At 61.5% G+C, this 14,730-nt stretch carries 12 protein-coding genes; 2 read left to right on the top strand and 10 right to left on the bottom strand.

What is annotated here, in order from left to right; translation table 11 throughout:
• Window positions 1-60: 60 nt before the first annotated feature.
• From UCMB321_RS02070 to UCMB321_RS02025, 10 genes are all read right to left on the bottom strand, one after another.
• Window positions 61-1,635, bottom strand: a complete 1,575-nt coding sequence (locus UCMB321_RS02070; RefSeq protein ID WP_040063448.1) for a SpoVR family protein — start codon at window positions 1,633-1,635, stop codon at window positions 61-63.
• Window positions 1,632-2,903, bottom strand: coding sequence for a YeaH/YhbH family protein (locus tag UCMB321_RS02065; RefSeq protein WP_040063445.1), 1,272 nt, complete (start codon window positions 2,901-2,903; stop codon window positions 1,632-1,634). The genes UCMB321_RS02070 and UCMB321_RS02065 overlap by 4 nt, the downstream gene beginning before the upstream one ends.
• A 140-nt stretch (window positions 2,904-3,043) precedes the next feature.
• Entirely contained in the window at window positions 3,044-4,966 is a 1,923-nt protein-coding gene (locus UCMB321_RS02060; RefSeq protein ID WP_040063444.1) for a PrkA family serine protein kinase, read from the bottom strand.
• 299 nt (window positions 4,967-5,265) lie between these two features.
• The gene (gene glpE, locus UCMB321_RS02055) at window positions 5,266-5,595 is read right to left on the bottom strand and encodes a thiosulfate sulfurtransferase GlpE (RefSeq protein ID WP_040063441.1); all 330 of its coding nucleotides are present in this window, start codon (window positions 5,593-5,595) and stop codon (window positions 5,266-5,268) included.
• A 35-nt stretch (window positions 5,596-5,630) separates the two neighbouring features.
• Window positions 5,631-6,506: a symmetrical bis(5'-nucleosyl)-tetraphosphatase gene (locus tag UCMB321_RS02050; RefSeq protein ID WP_040063440.1), complete on the bottom strand. Its 876-nt coding sequence runs from the start codon at window positions 6,504-6,506 to the stop codon at window positions 5,631-5,633.
• Window positions 6,506-6,886 (bottom strand): Co2+/Mg2+ efflux protein ApaG, encoded by a 381-nt coding sequence (gene apaG / locus UCMB321_RS02045; protein WP_040063438.1) that lies wholly within the window; start codon window positions 6,884-6,886, stop codon window positions 6,506-6,508. The genes UCMB321_RS02050 and apaG overlap by 1 nt, the downstream gene beginning before the upstream one ends.
• Window positions 6,887-6,994: 108 nt before the next feature.
• Entirely contained in the window at window positions 6,995-7,813 is an 819-nt protein-coding gene (gene rsmA / locus UCMB321_RS02040) for a 16S rRNA (adenine(1518)-N(6)/adenine(1519)-N(6))-dimethyltransferase RsmA (RefSeq protein WP_040063437.1), read from the bottom strand.
• A complete protein-coding gene (gene pdxA / locus UCMB321_RS02035) occupies window positions 7,810-8,799 on the bottom strand; it encodes a 4-hydroxythreonine-4-phosphate dehydrogenase PdxA (protein ID WP_040063435.1) in 990 nt (329 codons plus the stop codon). The genes rsmA and pdxA overlap by 4 nt, the downstream gene beginning before the upstream one ends.
• A complete protein-coding gene (locus tag UCMB321_RS02030; protein ID WP_040063584.1) occupies window positions 8,796-10,112 on the bottom strand; it encodes a peptidylprolyl isomerase in 1,317 nt (438 codons plus the stop codon). Before UCMB321_RS02030 ends, pdxA begins: the two co-directional genes overlap by 4 nt.
• On the bottom strand, window positions 10,093-12,903 hold the full coding sequence (locus UCMB321_RS02025) for an LPS-assembly protein LptD (RefSeq protein WP_040063433.1): 2,811 nt from the start codon (window positions 12,901-12,903) through the stop codon (window positions 10,093-10,095). Before UCMB321_RS02025 ends, UCMB321_RS02030 begins: the two co-directional genes overlap by 20 nt.
• Before the next feature lie 130 nt (window positions 12,904-13,033).
• On the opposite strand from UCMB321_RS02025, the gene UCMB321_RS02020 reads away from it, so the two are divergent.
• Window positions 13,034-14,059: an aminoglycoside phosphotransferase family protein gene (locus UCMB321_RS02020; protein WP_040063430.1), complete on the top strand. Its 1,026-nt coding sequence runs from the start codon at window positions 13,034-13,036 to the stop codon at window positions 14,057-14,059.
• Complete coding sequence (gene murU / locus UCMB321_RS02015; RefSeq protein WP_040063428.1) at window positions 14,056-14,730, top strand: N-acetylmuramate alpha-1-phosphate uridylyltransferase MurU; 675 nt, start codon at window positions 14,056-14,058, stop codon at window positions 14,728-14,730. The genes UCMB321_RS02020 and murU overlap by 4 nt, the downstream gene beginning before the upstream one ends.

The following is a 14,730-nucleotide window of genomic DNA, read 5'->3' as shown; positions in this document are numbered from 1 at the left end:
AACCTCCGTTGGCACGACAGGATAACCCGTGGATCGCGCCAGCGGAGGCGAGGGTGCTGTTCAGAGATGAATCACGGCCAGGTCCAGTCGCCCGTATTCCCCATCGCTGTGGTCACCCTTGGGGGGGATGTGGTGGGTTTTCATGACCTGGTCGCCTTGCAGGGTTTCCAGGTGGATATCGAAGCCCCAGAGCCGGTGCAGGTGCTTGAGCACTTCGTCGGTCGAATCGCCCAGGGGTTTGCGGTCGTGTTGCTGGTGACGCAGGGTCAGCGAGCGGTCGCCGCGACGGTCGATGCTCCAGATCTGCACGTTGGGCTCGCGGTTGCCCAGGTTGTACTGGGCGGCCAGGGTTTCGCGAATGATCCGGTAACCGCCTTCGTCATGAATGGCCGGTACCAGCAGGTCGTCGCGCTGGTCGTCATCGAGGATGCTGAACAGCTTGAGGTCGCGAATCACTTTCGGTGACAGGTACTGCAGGATGAAACTCTCGTCCTTGAAGCTGCTCATGGCGAACTTGATGCTCGAGAGCCAGTCGCTGCCGGCCAGTTCCGGGAACCAGCGACGGTCTTCCTCCGTCGGCTCCTCGCAGATCCGCCGAATGTCGCGGTACATGGCAAACCCCAGGGTGTAGGGATTGATGCCGTTGTAGTAGGGGCTGTCGAAGCCCGGTTGGAACACCACGCTGGTGTGGGAGGTCAGGAACTCCATCATGAAGCCGTCGGTGACCAGCCCTTCGTCGTAGAGATCGTTCATCAGGGTGTAGTGCCAGAACGTCGCCCAGCCTTCGTTCATCACCTGGGTCTGGCGCTGCGGGTAGAAGTACTGGGCGATCTTGCGCACGATCCGCACGATTTCCCGCTGCCAGGGCTCCAGCAGCGGCGCGTGTTTTTCGATGAAATAGAGAATGTTTTCCTGGGGTTCGGGGGGGAAGCGTGCGTTGTCCTTGTCGCTGAACTTGTCCGCGCCCTTGGGAATGGTGCGCCACAGGTCGTTGATCTGCTTCTGCAGGTGCTCCTCGCGGTCCTTCTGGCGCCGTCGCTCCTCTTCCGCGGAAATCGGGTAGGGGCGTTTGTAGCGGTCGACGCCGTAGTTCATCAGGGCGTGGCAGGAGTCGAGCAGGTCTTCGACCGCGTCGATGCCATGGCGCTCCTCGCATTGCATGATGTACTGCTTGGCGAAGACCAGGTAGTCGATGATCGAGCTGGCGTCGGTCCAGGTGCGGAACAGGTAATTGCCCTTGAAGAAGCTGTTGTGGCCATAGCAGGCGTGGGCCACCACCAGCGCTTGCATGCAGATGGTGTTCTCTTCCATCAGGTAGGCGATGCAGGGGTCCGAGTTGATCACGATTTCGTAGGCCAGGCCCATCTGGCCGCGGCTATAGGATTTTTCCGTGCTGAGGAAGTGCTTGCCGTAGGACCAATGGTGATAACCCAGGGGCATGCCGACGGAGGCGTAGGCGTCCATCATCTGCTCGGCGGTAATCACCTCGATCTGGTTGGGGTAGGTATCCAGGGCATAGCGATTGGCAATACGGCTGATTTCGCGGTCGTAGGCCTGGATCAGCTCGAAGGTCCATTCGGAACCGGTGGAAATGGGTTGGCGTTTCTGCTGTTGTTTCTGCTCTTTGGCGGTCATGTCACTAACCTGCGCTGGAAGAGTTCACGGAAAACCGGATAGATATCGGCGGCCGACACCAGCTGCTGCTGGGCAAACGTGTCGCTGAACGCTTCGCTGATGCGCTCGTATTCGTACCACAGGGCCTGGTGTTCGCGGGGGGTGATCTCTACGTAAGTGTAGTACTGCACGAACGGCATGATCTGGTTGATCAGGATATCGCGGCAGATCGGCGAGTCATCGTTCCAGTTGTCGCCGTCGGACGCCTGGGCGGCGTAGATGTTCCACTCGTTGGTCGGGTAGCGCTCGGCCATGATCTCCTGCATCAGCTTCAAGGCGCTGGAAACGATGGTGCCGCCGGTTTCCCGTGAGTAGAAGAACTCCTCTTCGTCAACCTCCCGGGCGCTGGTGTGATGGCGGATGAACACCACCTCGATCTTGTCGTAGTTCCGTTTGAGAAACAGGTACAGCAGGATGAAGAAGCGCTTGGCGATGTCCTTGGTCGCCTGGGTCATGGAGCCGGACACGTCCATCAGGCAGAACATCACGGCCTTGGAGCTGGGGTTGGGTTGCTTGACCAGCAGGTTGTACTTGAGGTCGAAGGTGTCGAGGAACGGTATGCGATAGATACGCGCGATGAGTTTCTCGATTTCTGCCTCGATTTCCTGAATATCGCCGAAGTTGTCCGGTTCTTCCCGCCTCAGTCGCTCCAGTTCGGCCTTGGCTTCCTTGAGTTTGGCCCGGCTGCTGCCGGACAGGGCGATCCGTCGGGCGTGGGCCGAGCGCAGGGTGCGGATGATGTTGATGCGCGAGGGGTTGCCCTCGTTGCTGATCCCGGCGCGGACGGTCTTGAAGGTGTCGGTGCCGGTGAGGTTGCGCTTGACCAGGTTCGGCAGCTCCAGATCCTCGAACATGAATTCGAGAAACTCTTCCTGGGTGATCTGGAAGACGAACTCGTCCATCCCTTCGCCCGAGTTGCCGGCCTTGCCCGGGCCGCGGCCGCCACCGCCGCCGGGAGGTCGGGGGATATGCTCGCCGCTGACGAACTCCTTGTTGCCGGGATGCACCACGGTCTGCTTGCCGCCACGGCCGTGGTGCAGCACGGGCTCATCGATGTCGCGGCCGGGGATGCTGATCTGCTCGCCATGCTCCATGTCGGTAATGGAGCGCCGGCTCACGGCTTCCTCGACAGCCTTTTTGATATGGTCACGGTAGCGCCGCAGGAAGCGCTGGCGGTTCACTGTGCTCTTGTTCTTGCCGTTGAGACGTCGGTCGATCACATAGCTCATGAGGAGCCCTCCGGACAGCTTCAAGTTACAAGCTTCAAGCGCCAAGCTGGAAGCTTAAAGACAAGCGGTCGCCTCCCGCACCGCAAGCATGCCGATGAGCGTGCCTGCGGCTTGTCGCGTACCGCTTGCAGCTGCCGTTACTACTGCGATTTTCTGACCCGCAGGTACCACTCGGAGAGCAGGCGTACCTGTTTGTCGGTGTAGCCGCGTTCGACCATGCGTGTGACGAAGTCGTTGTGTTTCTTTTGATCCTCTTTGCTGGCTTTGGCGTTGAAGCTGATGACCGGCAGCAGATCCTCGGTGTTGGAGAACATTTTCTTCTCGATGACCACCCGCAGCTTCTCGTAGCTGAGCCAGGTCGGGTTCTTGCCGTTGTTGTTGGCCCGGGCGCGCAGGACGAAGTTGACGATCTCGTTGCGGAAATCCTTCGGATTGCTGATGCCGGCCGGCTTTTCGATTTTCTCCAGCTCTTCGTTCAGAGCCACGCGATTGAGGATTTCGCCGGTTTCCGGGTCGCGGTATTCCTGGTCCTGGATCCAGAAGTCGGCGTACAGCACGTAGCGATCGAAGATGTTCTGGCCATACTCGCTGTAGGACTCCAGGTACGCGGTCTGGATTTCCTTGCCGATGAACTCGATATAGCGCGGTGCCAGGTATTCCTTGAGGTAGCGCAGGTAGCGCTCACGGGTTTCGGCCTGGAACTGTTCCTGTTCGATCTGCTGTTCCAGCACGTACAGCAGGTGGACCGGGTTGGCGGCGATCTCGTGGGGATCGAAGTTGAAGACCTTCGAGAGGATCTTGAACGCGAAGCGGGTCGACAGGCCGTTCATGCCTTCGTCCACGCCTGCCACGTCGCGGTATTCCTGGATCGACTTGGCCTTGGGGTCGGTGTCCTTGAGGTTTTCGCCGTCGTACACCCGCATCTTGGAGTAGATGTTGGAGTTTTCCGGCTCCTTGAGGCGCGAGAGCACGGTGAACTGGGCCAGCATCTTCAGGGTGTCGGGGGCGCAGTGGGCCTTGGACAGGGAGCTGTTGAACAGCAACTTGTCGTAGATCTTCACCTCGTCGCTGACCCGCAGGCAATATGGGACCTTGACGATGTAGATCCGGTCGATGAAGGCTTCGTTGTTCTTGTTGTTGCGGAAGGTGTGCCATTCCGATTCGTTGGAGTGGGCCAGCAGGATACCGGTGAACGGAATCGCCCCCAGGCCCTCGGTGCTGTTGTAGTTGCCTTCCTGGGTGGCGGTGAGCAGAGGGTGCAGCACCTTGATCGGTGCCTTGAACATTTCCACGAACTCCATCAGGCCCTGGTTGGACCGGCACAGGGCGCCCGAGTAGCTGTAGGCGTCGGCGTCGTTCTGTGGAAACTCTTCCAGCTTGCGGATATCGACCTTGCCCACGAGGGCGGAGATGTCCTGGTTGTTTTCGTCACCCGGTTCGGTCTTGGCCACGGCGATCTGGTTGAGGATCGAAGGGTAGAGCTTGACCACGCGGAACTGGCTGATGTCACCGCCGAACTCGGCCAGGCGCTTGGTGGCCCAGGGCGACATGATGGTGTTCAGGTAACGCCGGGGAATGCCGAAGTCCTCCTCGAGGATCGCGCCATCTTCCGTGGCGTTGAACAGACCCAGGGGGGATTCGAAGACCGGTGAGCCCTTGATGGCATAGAAAGGCACTTTCTCGATCAGTTGTTTCAGCTTTTCCGCCAGGGACGATTTACCGCCGCCGACCGGACCCAGCAGGTAAAGGATCTGTTTCTTCTCTTCCAGGCCCTGGGCGGCATGGCGGAAATACGAAACGATCTGGTCGATGCATTCTTCCATCCCATGGAAGTCTTCAAAGGCCGGATAGCGACGAATCACCTTGTTGGAGAAGATGCGCGACAACCGCGAGTTGGTGGACGTATCCAGCAGTTCGGGGTCGCCGATGGCCAATAGCAGGCGCTCGGCCGATGACGCATAGGCACTGCGATCCTTTTTGCACAGCTCGAGATACTCCTGCAGCGTGAGTTCTTCTTGCCGTGTGGATTCGAAGCGTTGTTGGAAATGGCTGAAAATGCTCATGACGTCACCTCGCTCGATACGTGGAGCCGGTGCCGGATCAGTCAGTCCCGTGCTGGCATGCAACCACGAAGCCGTTGCCGTTTACCCCCCAGAACACCTTCAAGGCGACGATCGCCTTGAAAATTGCTACCGATGACCCGAACGCCGGTGTACCGGCTCTCCCCTGATTTGGATGGCCTGCGCTTAAGGATAGTTCGGAATCGGCGGGGGCAAGTCAAGATGAGCAATTAGTTGCGCCTGACCGTTCGTCAGGAATGGCTCTAGCCCGCGGATCAAGCGGGCTCCAGCAGGAGAAAAAATTATTCTGAAATATCCTGAGCAATTTCTGACGGATAGGTCGTGCGCCACAGCTCGAAGCCACCGTCCAGGCTATAGACGTCACTGAAGCCCTGGCTGACCAGGTAGGCGGCCGCGCTCTGGCTCGAATTGCCGTGGTAGCAGCACACCACCAGTGGCGCATCGAGGTCGGCGGCGCGAATGAAATCGGCGATGTTGTGGTTATCCAGATGCCGGGCGCCGCTGATGTGGCTCTGGGAGAAGGCCTGCGGGTCGCGGATGTCGACGACCACGGCGCCTTGCTCGCGCAGGGTCTGGGCTTGGTCGGGCGGGATGCGTTTGAATTCGGTCATGCTGGGCTCCGTCGGGGGCGGGTAGGTCGTACAGTCTAGCGATATAACCAGGCGCGGAATCGCTCGCGCAGGGTCGGTGGCGGGGCGACACCCCCCTGGGCGTCACATTTGCAGCTCAGGCGTTCGCCGGTGTCGACGTTCATCAGGGTCATGGCGCCGCCCCAGACGCAACCGGTATCGAGGGCGAAGATGCCGGGCTCGTCGCATTGGCCCTCAAGGGCCGCCCAGTGGCCGAAGATGATCTTCAGGTCCTGGGTCCTGCGCGCCTTGTAGCTGAACCAGGGGGCGTAGCCGCGGGGCGCGGTGTCGGCGCCTTCCTTGCCCTTGAGGTCGAGCTTGCCGTCGGCGGTGCAGAAGCGCATGCGGGTGAAATAGTTGGTGATCACCCGCAGGCGGGTCACGCCCTGCAGGGCGCCATCCCACTTGTTCGGCTCATTGCCGTACATGCCGTCGAGGAAGGCGGGCAGGAGGTTGTCGTCGCGCAAGGCGGTTTCCACTTCAGCGGCGAGTTTGAGGGCTTTCTTCAGGCTCCACTGGGGCGGAATGCCGGCGTGGACCAGGGCCACGTTGCGCTCGGCGTCATGGTGCAGCAGCTTTTGGCGGCGCAGCCAGTCCAGCAGTTCGGCGCGATCCGGCGCGTCGAGGATCTCGTGCAGCGTATCGCTTTTTTTCAGGCGTTCGATGTTATGGCCGGCCGCGAGCAGGTGCAGGTCATGGTTGCCCAGTACGCAAACCAGCGACTCGCGCATGCGATAGAGAAAACGCAGGGTTTCCAGGGATTGCGGGCCCCGGTTGACCAGGTCGCCTACCACCCACAGCTTATCCCGGACCGGATCGAACTTGACGCGCTCGAGCAGGCATTGGAGCGGTTCCAGGCAGCCTTGCAGGTCGCCGACGGCATACACCGCCATCAGTGCAGGGCCCCGGGTACGGCAAGGCGGAAGGGGGCGATCACGGCTTCGAAGTGCTTGCCGTCTTCGGCCAGCATCTGGTAACTGCCCTGCATGTTGCCGACTTTCGTTGTCATCACCGTGCCACTGCTGTAGGTGTGGCTCTGGCCGGCCTCGATCAGCGGTTGCTGGCCCACGACCCCGGCACCGCGCACTTCTTCCACATGGCCGTCGCCATCGGTGATCACCCAGTGCCGTGACATCAACCGCGCGGACAGTTGGCCGTTGTTCTGCACCGTGATGGTATAGGCGAAGGCAAAGCGGTTCTGCTCGGGTTGCGATTGTTCTGCGAGGAAGCGGGTGACGACGCTGACGTCGACCTGGTAACGAGGATCGGACATGCAAGAGGCCTTGGAAGCTGAAGCGCAAGAGACGCAGGGATTAAGCCCAGTCTAGGTCATGTGCCGGGTAGTAGGCCAGACATGTACGCTGGCCCGCTACCGGTGGGATCAGTTGACGTCGGGTGTCCTGGCGGTCTGCTCGCTGAGTTTGTCGGCCAGGCGCACGAAGGCGGCCAGGTCGAGCTGTTCCGGGCGCAGGCTGCCGTCGACGCCGGCGGCCTCGATCTCGGCGCTGCCGAGCAGGGCCTTGAGGGTGTTGCGCAGGGTCTTGCGGCGCTGGTTGAAGGCTTCGCGAACGATGCGCTCCAGCAGGCGGTGATCCTTGGCCGGGTGGGGCAGGACGGCGTGGGGCACCAGGCGCACGATGGCCGAGTCGACCTTGGGCGGCGGGTTGAAGGCGCCCGGGCCGACATTGAACAGGTGTTCCACGCGGCAATGGTACTGGACCATGATCGACAGGCGTCCCCAGTCGCCGCCGCCGGGGCCAGCGGCCAGGCGTTCGACCACTTCCTTTTGCAGCATGAAGTGCATGTCGCGAATCAGGCTGGCGTTGTGCAGCAGGTGGAAGATCAGCGGCGTGGAGATGTTGTAGGGCAGGTTGCCGACCACCCGCAGGCTGTTGGGCGCCGGGTTCAGGCGGGTGAAGTCGAACTTCAGCGCATCGCCCTGGTGCAGGTTGAAATTCGGCCTGCCGGCGAATTGCTGGTTGAGGATCGGCACCAGATCCTTGTCCAGTTCGACGACATCCAGCTGTGCGCCACTGCCCAGCAGGCCTTCGGTCAAGGCGCCCTGGCCCGGGCCGATTTCCAGCAGGCGGTCTTCGGCCTTGGCATTGATGGCGCGCAGGATGCGGTCGATCACGCCGGCGTCGTGCAGGAAGTTCTGTCCGAAACGCTTGCGCGCCCGGTGTTGGTATTGCTCGGTCATAAACGGGTCTCGGCCATCTGGTAGGCGGTTTCCAGGGCGACTTGCAGGCTGCCGGTGTCGATCTTGCCGCTGCCGGCCAGGTCCAGGGCGGTGCCGTGGTCGACCGAAGTGCGGATGATCGGCAAGCCCAGGGTCACGTTGACCGCGGCGCCGAAACCTTTGTATTTCAGCACGGGCAGGCCCTGGTCGTGGTACATCGCCAGCACTGCGTCGCAGTGCTCCAGATATTTGGGGGTAAACAGAGTGTCGGCGGGCAGCGGGCCACGCAGGTCCATACCTTCGCCGCGCAGGCGCTCCAATGTCGGTTCGATGATGTCGATTTCTTCGTGACCCAGGTGCCCGCCTTCGCCGGCATGGGGGTTGAGCCCACAGACCAGGATGCGCGGTTTGGCAATGCCGAACTTTTCCCGCAGGTCGCCATGCAGGATGCGGGTGACCCGCTCCAGGCGCTCCGGGGTAATGGCATCGGCGACGTGCCGCAGGGGCAGGTGGGTGGTCACCAGGGCCACGCGCAGTCCTCGGGTCGCCAGCATCATCACCACCTGGGCGGTGTGGGTCAGGTCGGCAAGGAACTCGGTGTGGCCGGAAAAGGCGATCCCGGACTCGTTGATCACGCCCTTGTGCACCGGGGCGGTGATCATGCCGGCGAAGTCGCCGTCCAGGCAGCCTTTACCCGCACGGGTCAGGGTTTCCAGGACAAAGGCGGCATTGGCCTTGTCCAGTTGCCCGGCGACGACCGGGGTCGACAACGGGGTGTCCCAGACATACAGGCTGCCCGCCGGGGCCGGTTGCTCGGGCCACTGGCCCGGTGCCACTGGCTGCAGATCGACGGTCACGCCCAGTTGCGTGGCCCGCTCACGGAGCAGGTCACGGCTGGTAATGGCGATCAGGGGGTAGGGCTGGGACTGCGCGGCGAGCAGCAGGCAAAGGTCTGGACCGATGCCCGCCGGCTCGCCGGGTGTCAATGCGAAACGCCGGGGTTTCACTTTGGCGCCTGTTCCGCGCCGGGGAGCTTGATTTCAACGTAGGCCTCGTCACGGATCTGACGCAGCCAGGTTTGCAGCTCTTCATCGTATTTGCGATTACGCAGCACGGTCATGGCCTGCTGTTCGCGGGCCTGGGTGGTGCTGTCGGTGGCGCGACGGCCGAGAACTTCCAGTACGTGCCAGCCGTATTGGGTCTTGAACGGCTTGGACAGGACACCTTGCGGGGTCTTCGCCATCACTTCGCGGAATTCCGGCACCAGCGCGTTCGGGTCGACCCAGTTCAGGTCGCCGCCGTTGAGCGCCGAGCCCGGGTCTTCCGAGAAGCTCTTGGCCAGCGTGGCGAAATCTTCGCCGTTGGAGATCCGCTCGTAGAGCCTCTGCGCCAGGGCCTGGGTTTCGGTTTCGCTGCGAATGGCGTTGGGTTTGATCAGGATGTGACGAACATGGACTTCGTCACGCATCTGCATCTCGCCACCGCGCTTCTCCAGGACCTTCAGGATGATGAAGCCCCCCGGGGTGCGTGTCGGCTCGCTGATGTCGCCAATCGCCATGCTGCTCAGCATGCGGTCGAACGGTGGTGGCAGTTGAGCCGGCTTGCGCCAGCCCATGTCGCCGCCTTCCAGGGCGTTGTCGCTGCCGGAGTGGGCAATGGCCAACTGACTGAAATCAGCGCCTTGCTTGAGTTGCCGATAGAGGTCCTGGGCCTGGGCCGCGGCCGTCTGGATGGCTTGCGAACTGGCGCTGTCCGGTGTCGGAATCAGGATATTGGCCAGGTGCAGTTCTTCGGAGAGCTGCATCTTGCCCAGGTCCGAGGCGAGGAAGTTCTTCACTTCCTGTTCCGAAACCTGGACGCGCTCGGCGACACGACGCTGACGCACGCGGCTGATGATCATTTCCCGGCGAATCTGGTCACGGGCGTCCTCATAGGAGAGGCCGTCGTGCGCCAGGGCGGCGCGGAATTGATCGATGCTCATGTTGTTGCGCTGGGCAATGGTACCAACGGCCTGGTTCAGCTCATCGTCGCTGATGCGAATGCCGGAGCGCTCGCCGATCTGCAATTGCAGGTTCTCGACGATCAGGCGGTCCAGGACCTGCTGGTCGAGCACGCTGGTAGGCGGCACGCCACCACCGCGCTTGGCGATGGTCTGCTGAACCTCGTGGACGCGCTGGTCCAGTTGGCTCTTCATGATCACATCGTTGTCGACGATGGCCGCGACGGTGTCGAGGGGTTGCACGGCGGCGTGAACCGCCGCACTCAGGACCAGCGCGCCCAGCATCAGCGGGCGCAGACAATCAGAAAGCTTGATCTTCACGTTCACGATAACCTTGGATGCCTTTGTCGAGGAAGCTCTCGACCTTGTTGCCCATGACGCCACCCAGGCCCTTCAGTACAAACTGAAGGAAGATACCGTGGTCGCCTCGTTCGTTTTGCGGGGCCTGTTGACTGAACTCGTCATACTGGACCCAGTAGCGGTTGATCAGGCGCATTTTCCAGCAGCAGTTGTCGTACTCGAAGCCACCGAAGGCTTCCAGTGTACGGTTGCGGTTGTAGTCGTACTGCCAGCGGCTGATGACGTTCCACTGCGGAACGACAGGCCAGATGACCGAGAAGTCGTGCTGCTCGATCTTGTAGTAGTCCTTCACGAAGCCGGGTTGGCCCGGTGTGCCGTAGTCGCCGCCGAACTGCCATTGGCCGGTGTTCTGGTTGTAGATCACCTGGTCGTTGCGATAGCGATAGCCGGCGTTGATCACCTTGTTCGGGTTGTCTTCAGGCTGGTAGTGGAACATTGCACTGCCGGAACGCGGCTGGTGACTTTTCGGGTCCCAGTTGTAGTCGGCGGTTGCACGCCAGTCGCGGTTGAAGTTGTAGGCGTACTCCAGGGCGTACGGCGACACGTTGGTCTTGGCGTCGGCACGGGTGGTGAAATCAACGCCCGGCAACTGCACGGTGCGATCCTTGAAATAGTACGCCTGGCCAACGCTTACGCGCTGACGCTCGAAACCGTTATCCTCGATCCAGCGGCTGGTGACACCCAGGGACAGCTTGTTCTCGTCGCCGACACGGTCGGAGCCGGAGAAACGGTTTTCACGAAACAGCGCGGCATAGTTGAAGCTGTACTCGCCGGTGTCGAACACGGGAATGTTTTTCTGGTCCTTCTCCGGAACATAGAGATAGAACAGGCGAGGCTCCAGGGTCTGACGGTAGTTGTTGCCGAACAGTTCGGTGTTGCGGTCGAAGTACAGGCCGCTGTCGATGCTGGCGATAGGGACGCCACGACTTTGCGAGCGGTTGTAGACTCCGCCGATATAGTCTTTGCCCGCAGCGGCCGCTGCGAACTGGGCGGCCACGATATCGGCTTTGCCCTGCGCTCCCAGGTCCAGGTCGTATTGGGTGTACTGGTATTTGAGCGATGGCGTGAGGAAGCCATACGTCCAGTTGAGCGGCAGGTTGACACCCGGCTTGAGGTTCAGGCGATCGCCGTTGGCGCGGGCCAGGCCGGTCACGTTGGTATCCAGACGCGGCGAGGTGACGCCATCCTTGTCGGCGAAAGTACCGGTTTGCAGGCTTCGCTCGAAGCGAACGGCTTCGGTTTCGTAGCTGAAATTGAGACCTTCCGGATGATAAGGCAAGGTGCCGTTGAAGGTGATCTGTGGCAAGCGGTTATACGGTGTGATCAGGGCCACACTCGCCAACTGATAGGCCTGTACGTTCAGCTGGGCGGTGAAGCTGTCACCACGATAGGTCGTCGTTGCCTGCTGATTCACATAGTCAACGTTCTTGACGCCGATCTGGTTGCTCTGCAGGTCCTGGAAGTAGTACGGATCGCTGATCTTGGTGTAGTCGACCGTGGTCAGTACCCGCGAGTCCAGCCCGCCCTTGTGCTGCCAGTTGACCATGTAGCGATCTTTCGTCGCGTCCGATTGCTTGGCGCGATCGTTGCTCTCGTCGTTCAGGAACGCGCCGCCGAACTGCCCTTCGCTGGACTTGGTCAGGTAGCGGAACTCGCCTTCGGTCAACAGACCGCGCTTGCTCATGTAGTGCGGATACAACGTGGCATCGTAGTTCGGTGCCAGGTTGAAGTAGTAAGGTGTGGTCAGGTTAAGACCCGAGGTGGTGTCGCTGGAGATGCTTGGCGGCAGGAAACCGGACTGGCGACGGTCATCGATCGGGAAATAGATGTACGGGGTATAGAAGACCGGAATGTCCTTGACCCGCAAGGTCACGTTGGTGGCCGTACCGAAGCCGGTCGCCGGGTTCAAGGTGATGTTGTTGCCCTTGAGCTGCCAGGCGTTGCTGTTCGGCTCACACGTGGTGTACGTACCGTCCTTGAGACGAATGATCGCGTTCTCGGCGCGCTTGGCGTACAGCGCGTTGCCGCGCACACGCGACTTGTGCATCACGTATTCGGCGTTGTCGACCTGCGACTCGCCCGTGTCCAGCTGCACCTCGGCATGGTCACCGACCAGCAGGGCGCCCTGGTCGCGAACGCGAACGTTGCCGTTCAGCTCGCCACGGTTTTCGGCCTGGTACAGGCTGGCCTCGTCGGCCTCGACCTGCATGCTGCCCTGGCGCATGACCACGTCGCCGGCCAGTGTGGCGACCTGCTTATCCTGTTCGTAACGCGAGGCCTTGGCCCCGATGAAGGTCGGCGAATCACTTTTCTTCGTCGTGTCATTCATGCCAGGACGAATCGGTTCGATATAGGAACCAGAGCAGTAAGGACCGGCTTCGGCCAACTGTGCGGGCGTCAGCTTCTCACGTGGGACCCAGTCGAGGTGACTGTAGTCGGCACTGCGCGACTGCAGGCCGCGACCCTTGGCCTCGGTGACCAGTACCGGGCCGGCGGCCTTGCCGCTGCTGGAACCGCTGTCTGCCGGGGTTGCAGCGCCCGAGGCCACGGCATTGGTGTCATGCACGGGACGTGGCGGCAACGGGGCCGCAGTGGTCTTGGGTGCGCAGTCCCAGGAACCGGAAGCCGAGGCGGCGCAGTCAAACTGCTCCGCGGCGACCGCGAACGGGGTGGCAAGAGGTTGCAGAGCCAGCAAACCGCCAGTCACCAGCAACGGGAATTTTTTACGAAACGCGGGGGATTTCAATGCCATCTTATTAGTCCGGGCTTCCTGCGTGCCATCTGCCCGCGGTGGGGGCCACACGCCTATCGATGGTCAGAAAAAGATGCTGGATAATAAAGCAACACCCGCTTGACGGCTAGCGTCGTCGGAGACCCATGTAATGCCTGATCAAGATGTACGCCTGCAACACCTGAAAGTTTGGTTGGATCAGCAGTTGGAAAAACTTTTCCTGGCCGAAGGCTGGGGCGCCATACCCCCGGCCACGTTGACCGCGGCCAGCAGTGACGCGAGTTTCCGGCGCTATTTTCGCTGGGAGGGCGAGGGCCGCAGCCTGATCGTGATGGATGCGCCGCCGCCCCGGGAAAACTGCAAGCCCTTCGTGGATATCGCTCATCTGCTGGCGAAATCCGGCATCAATGTGCCGAAAATTCATGCGCAGGATCTGGAAAACGGTTTTCTTTTGCTCAATGACCTCGGCAACCGGACCTATCTGGATGTGATCGACGCCGACAACGCCGATGCGTTGTTCGCCGATGCCATCGACGCACTGCTGGCATTCCAGCAACTGCCGATGGACAGCGAACTGCCGAGTTATGACGTGGCATTGCTGCGCCGCGAGCTGGAGCTGTTTCCCGAGTGGTACGTGGGGCATGAACTCGGTCGCGCGTTCGATTCCACGCAACTGGCGCTGTGGCAGCGGGTCAGCGACCTGCTGATCGACAGTGCCCTGGCCCAGCCGAAAGTGCTGGTGCACCGTGACTATATGCCACGCAACCTGATGGCCAGCGAGCCCAACCCCGGCGTGCTGGATTTCCAGGATGCGGTCTACGGGCCGGTGACCTACGACATTACCTGCCTGTTCAAGGACGCCTTCCTCAGTTGGCCCGAAGCCCGGGTGCGTGGTTGGCTGCAGGATTACTGGCAACGGGCCGGTGACGCCGGCATCGCGGTACAGGCCGATTTCGAGGCGTTCCTGCGGGCCAGCGACCTGATGGGGGTGCAGCGCCATCTGAAAGTGATCGGGATCTTCGCGCGCATCTGCCATCGCGACGGCAAGCCGCGTTACCTGGCGGACGTACCGCGCTTCTTTGCTTATATAGAGGCAGTGGTGGCGCGTCGTCCCGAGCTGGCCGAGTTGGGTGAGTTGCTGGCCGGTCTGCGTCAGCCGGTGGGTGCCGCCGTATGAAGGCGATGATCCTGGCCGCCGGCAAAGGCGAGCGCATGCGTCCGTTGACCTTGCACACCCCCAAGCCGCTGATCCGTGCGGCAGGCACCCCCTTGATCGACTATCACCTGCACGCGCTGGCGGCGGCCGGTTTCAAGGAGGTGGTGATCAATCACGCCTGGCTGGGGCAGCAGATCGAGGATTACCTGGGCGACGGTTCGCGCTACGGCCTGAGCATCGCCTATTCGCCCGAGGGCGAGCCGCTGGAAACCGGCGGCGGTATTTTCCGGGCGTTGCCGTTGCTGGGGGATGAGCCTTTCCTGGTGGTCAACGGCGATATCTGGACCGACTATGATTTTGCCTCCCTGCGTCGGCCGATCGCCGGCCTCGCGCATCTGGTCATGGTCGACAATCCGCCGCATCACCCGTCCGGGGGCGACTTCAACCTGCTCGACGGTCAACTGCACGACGGCGGGACGGCGGGCGAGAAACTGACCTATAGCGGCATTTCGGTCCTGCACCCGAAGCTGTTTGCTGACTGCACGGACGGCGCTTTCAAGATTGCGCCGCTGTGGCGCGAGGCGATGGCGCGGGGGTTGGTGACCGGAGAGCACATGCGCGGACACTGGATTGATGTCGGCACGCAGGAGCGCCTGGCGCAAGTCGAGCAATTGTTGAAAGAGAGACACTGA

The organism is Pseudomonas batumici (assembly GCF_000820515.1).
Lineage (GTDB): Bacteria > Pseudomonadota > Gammaproteobacteria > Pseudomonadales > Pseudomonadaceae > Aquipseudomonas > Aquipseudomonas batumici.
The sequence above is the reverse complement of the archived record's forward strand: the minus strand, read 5'-3'. Positions and strand labels throughout refer to the sequence as shown.

Bases quoted from the DNA above. Each gene is read 5' to 3' on its own strand.
- UCMB321_RS02070 (WP_040063448.1), bottom strand. From the start codon at position 1,635: ATGACCGCCAAAGAGCAGAAACAACAGCAGAAACGCCAACCCATTTCC.
- UCMB321_RS02065 (WP_040063445.1), bottom strand. From the start codon at position 2,903: ATGAGCTATGTGATCGACCGACGTCTCAACGGCAAGAACAAGAGCACA.
- UCMB321_RS02060 (WP_040063444.1), bottom strand. From the start codon at position 4,966: ATGAGCATTTTCAGCCATTTCCAACAACGCTTCGAATCCACACGGCAA.
- glpE (WP_040063441.1), bottom strand. From the start codon at position 5,595: ATGACCGAATTCAAACGCATCCCGCCCGACCAAGCCCAGACCCTGCGC.
- UCMB321_RS02050 (WP_040063440.1), bottom strand. From the start codon at position 6,506: ATGGCGGTGTATGCCGTCGGCGACCTGCAAGGCTGCCTGGAACCGCTC.
- apaG (WP_040063438.1), bottom strand. From the start codon at position 6,886: ATGTCCGATCCTCGTTACCAGGTCGACGTCAGCGTCGTCACCCGCTTC.
- rsmA (WP_040063437.1), bottom strand. From the start codon at position 7,813: ATGACCGAGCAATACCAACACCGGGCGCGCAAGCGTTTCGGACAGAAC.
- UCMB321_RS02025 (WP_040063433.1), bottom strand. From the start codon at position 12,903: ATGGCATTGAAATCCCCCGCGTTTCGTAAAAAATTCCCGTTGCTGGTG.
- UCMB321_RS02020 (WP_040063430.1), top strand. From the start codon at position 13,034: ATGCCTGATCAAGATGTACGCCTGCAACACCTGAAAGTTTGGTTGGAT.
- murU (WP_040063428.1), top strand. From the start codon at position 14,056: ATGAAGGCGATGATCCTGGCCGCCGGCAAAGGCGAGCGCATGCGTCCG.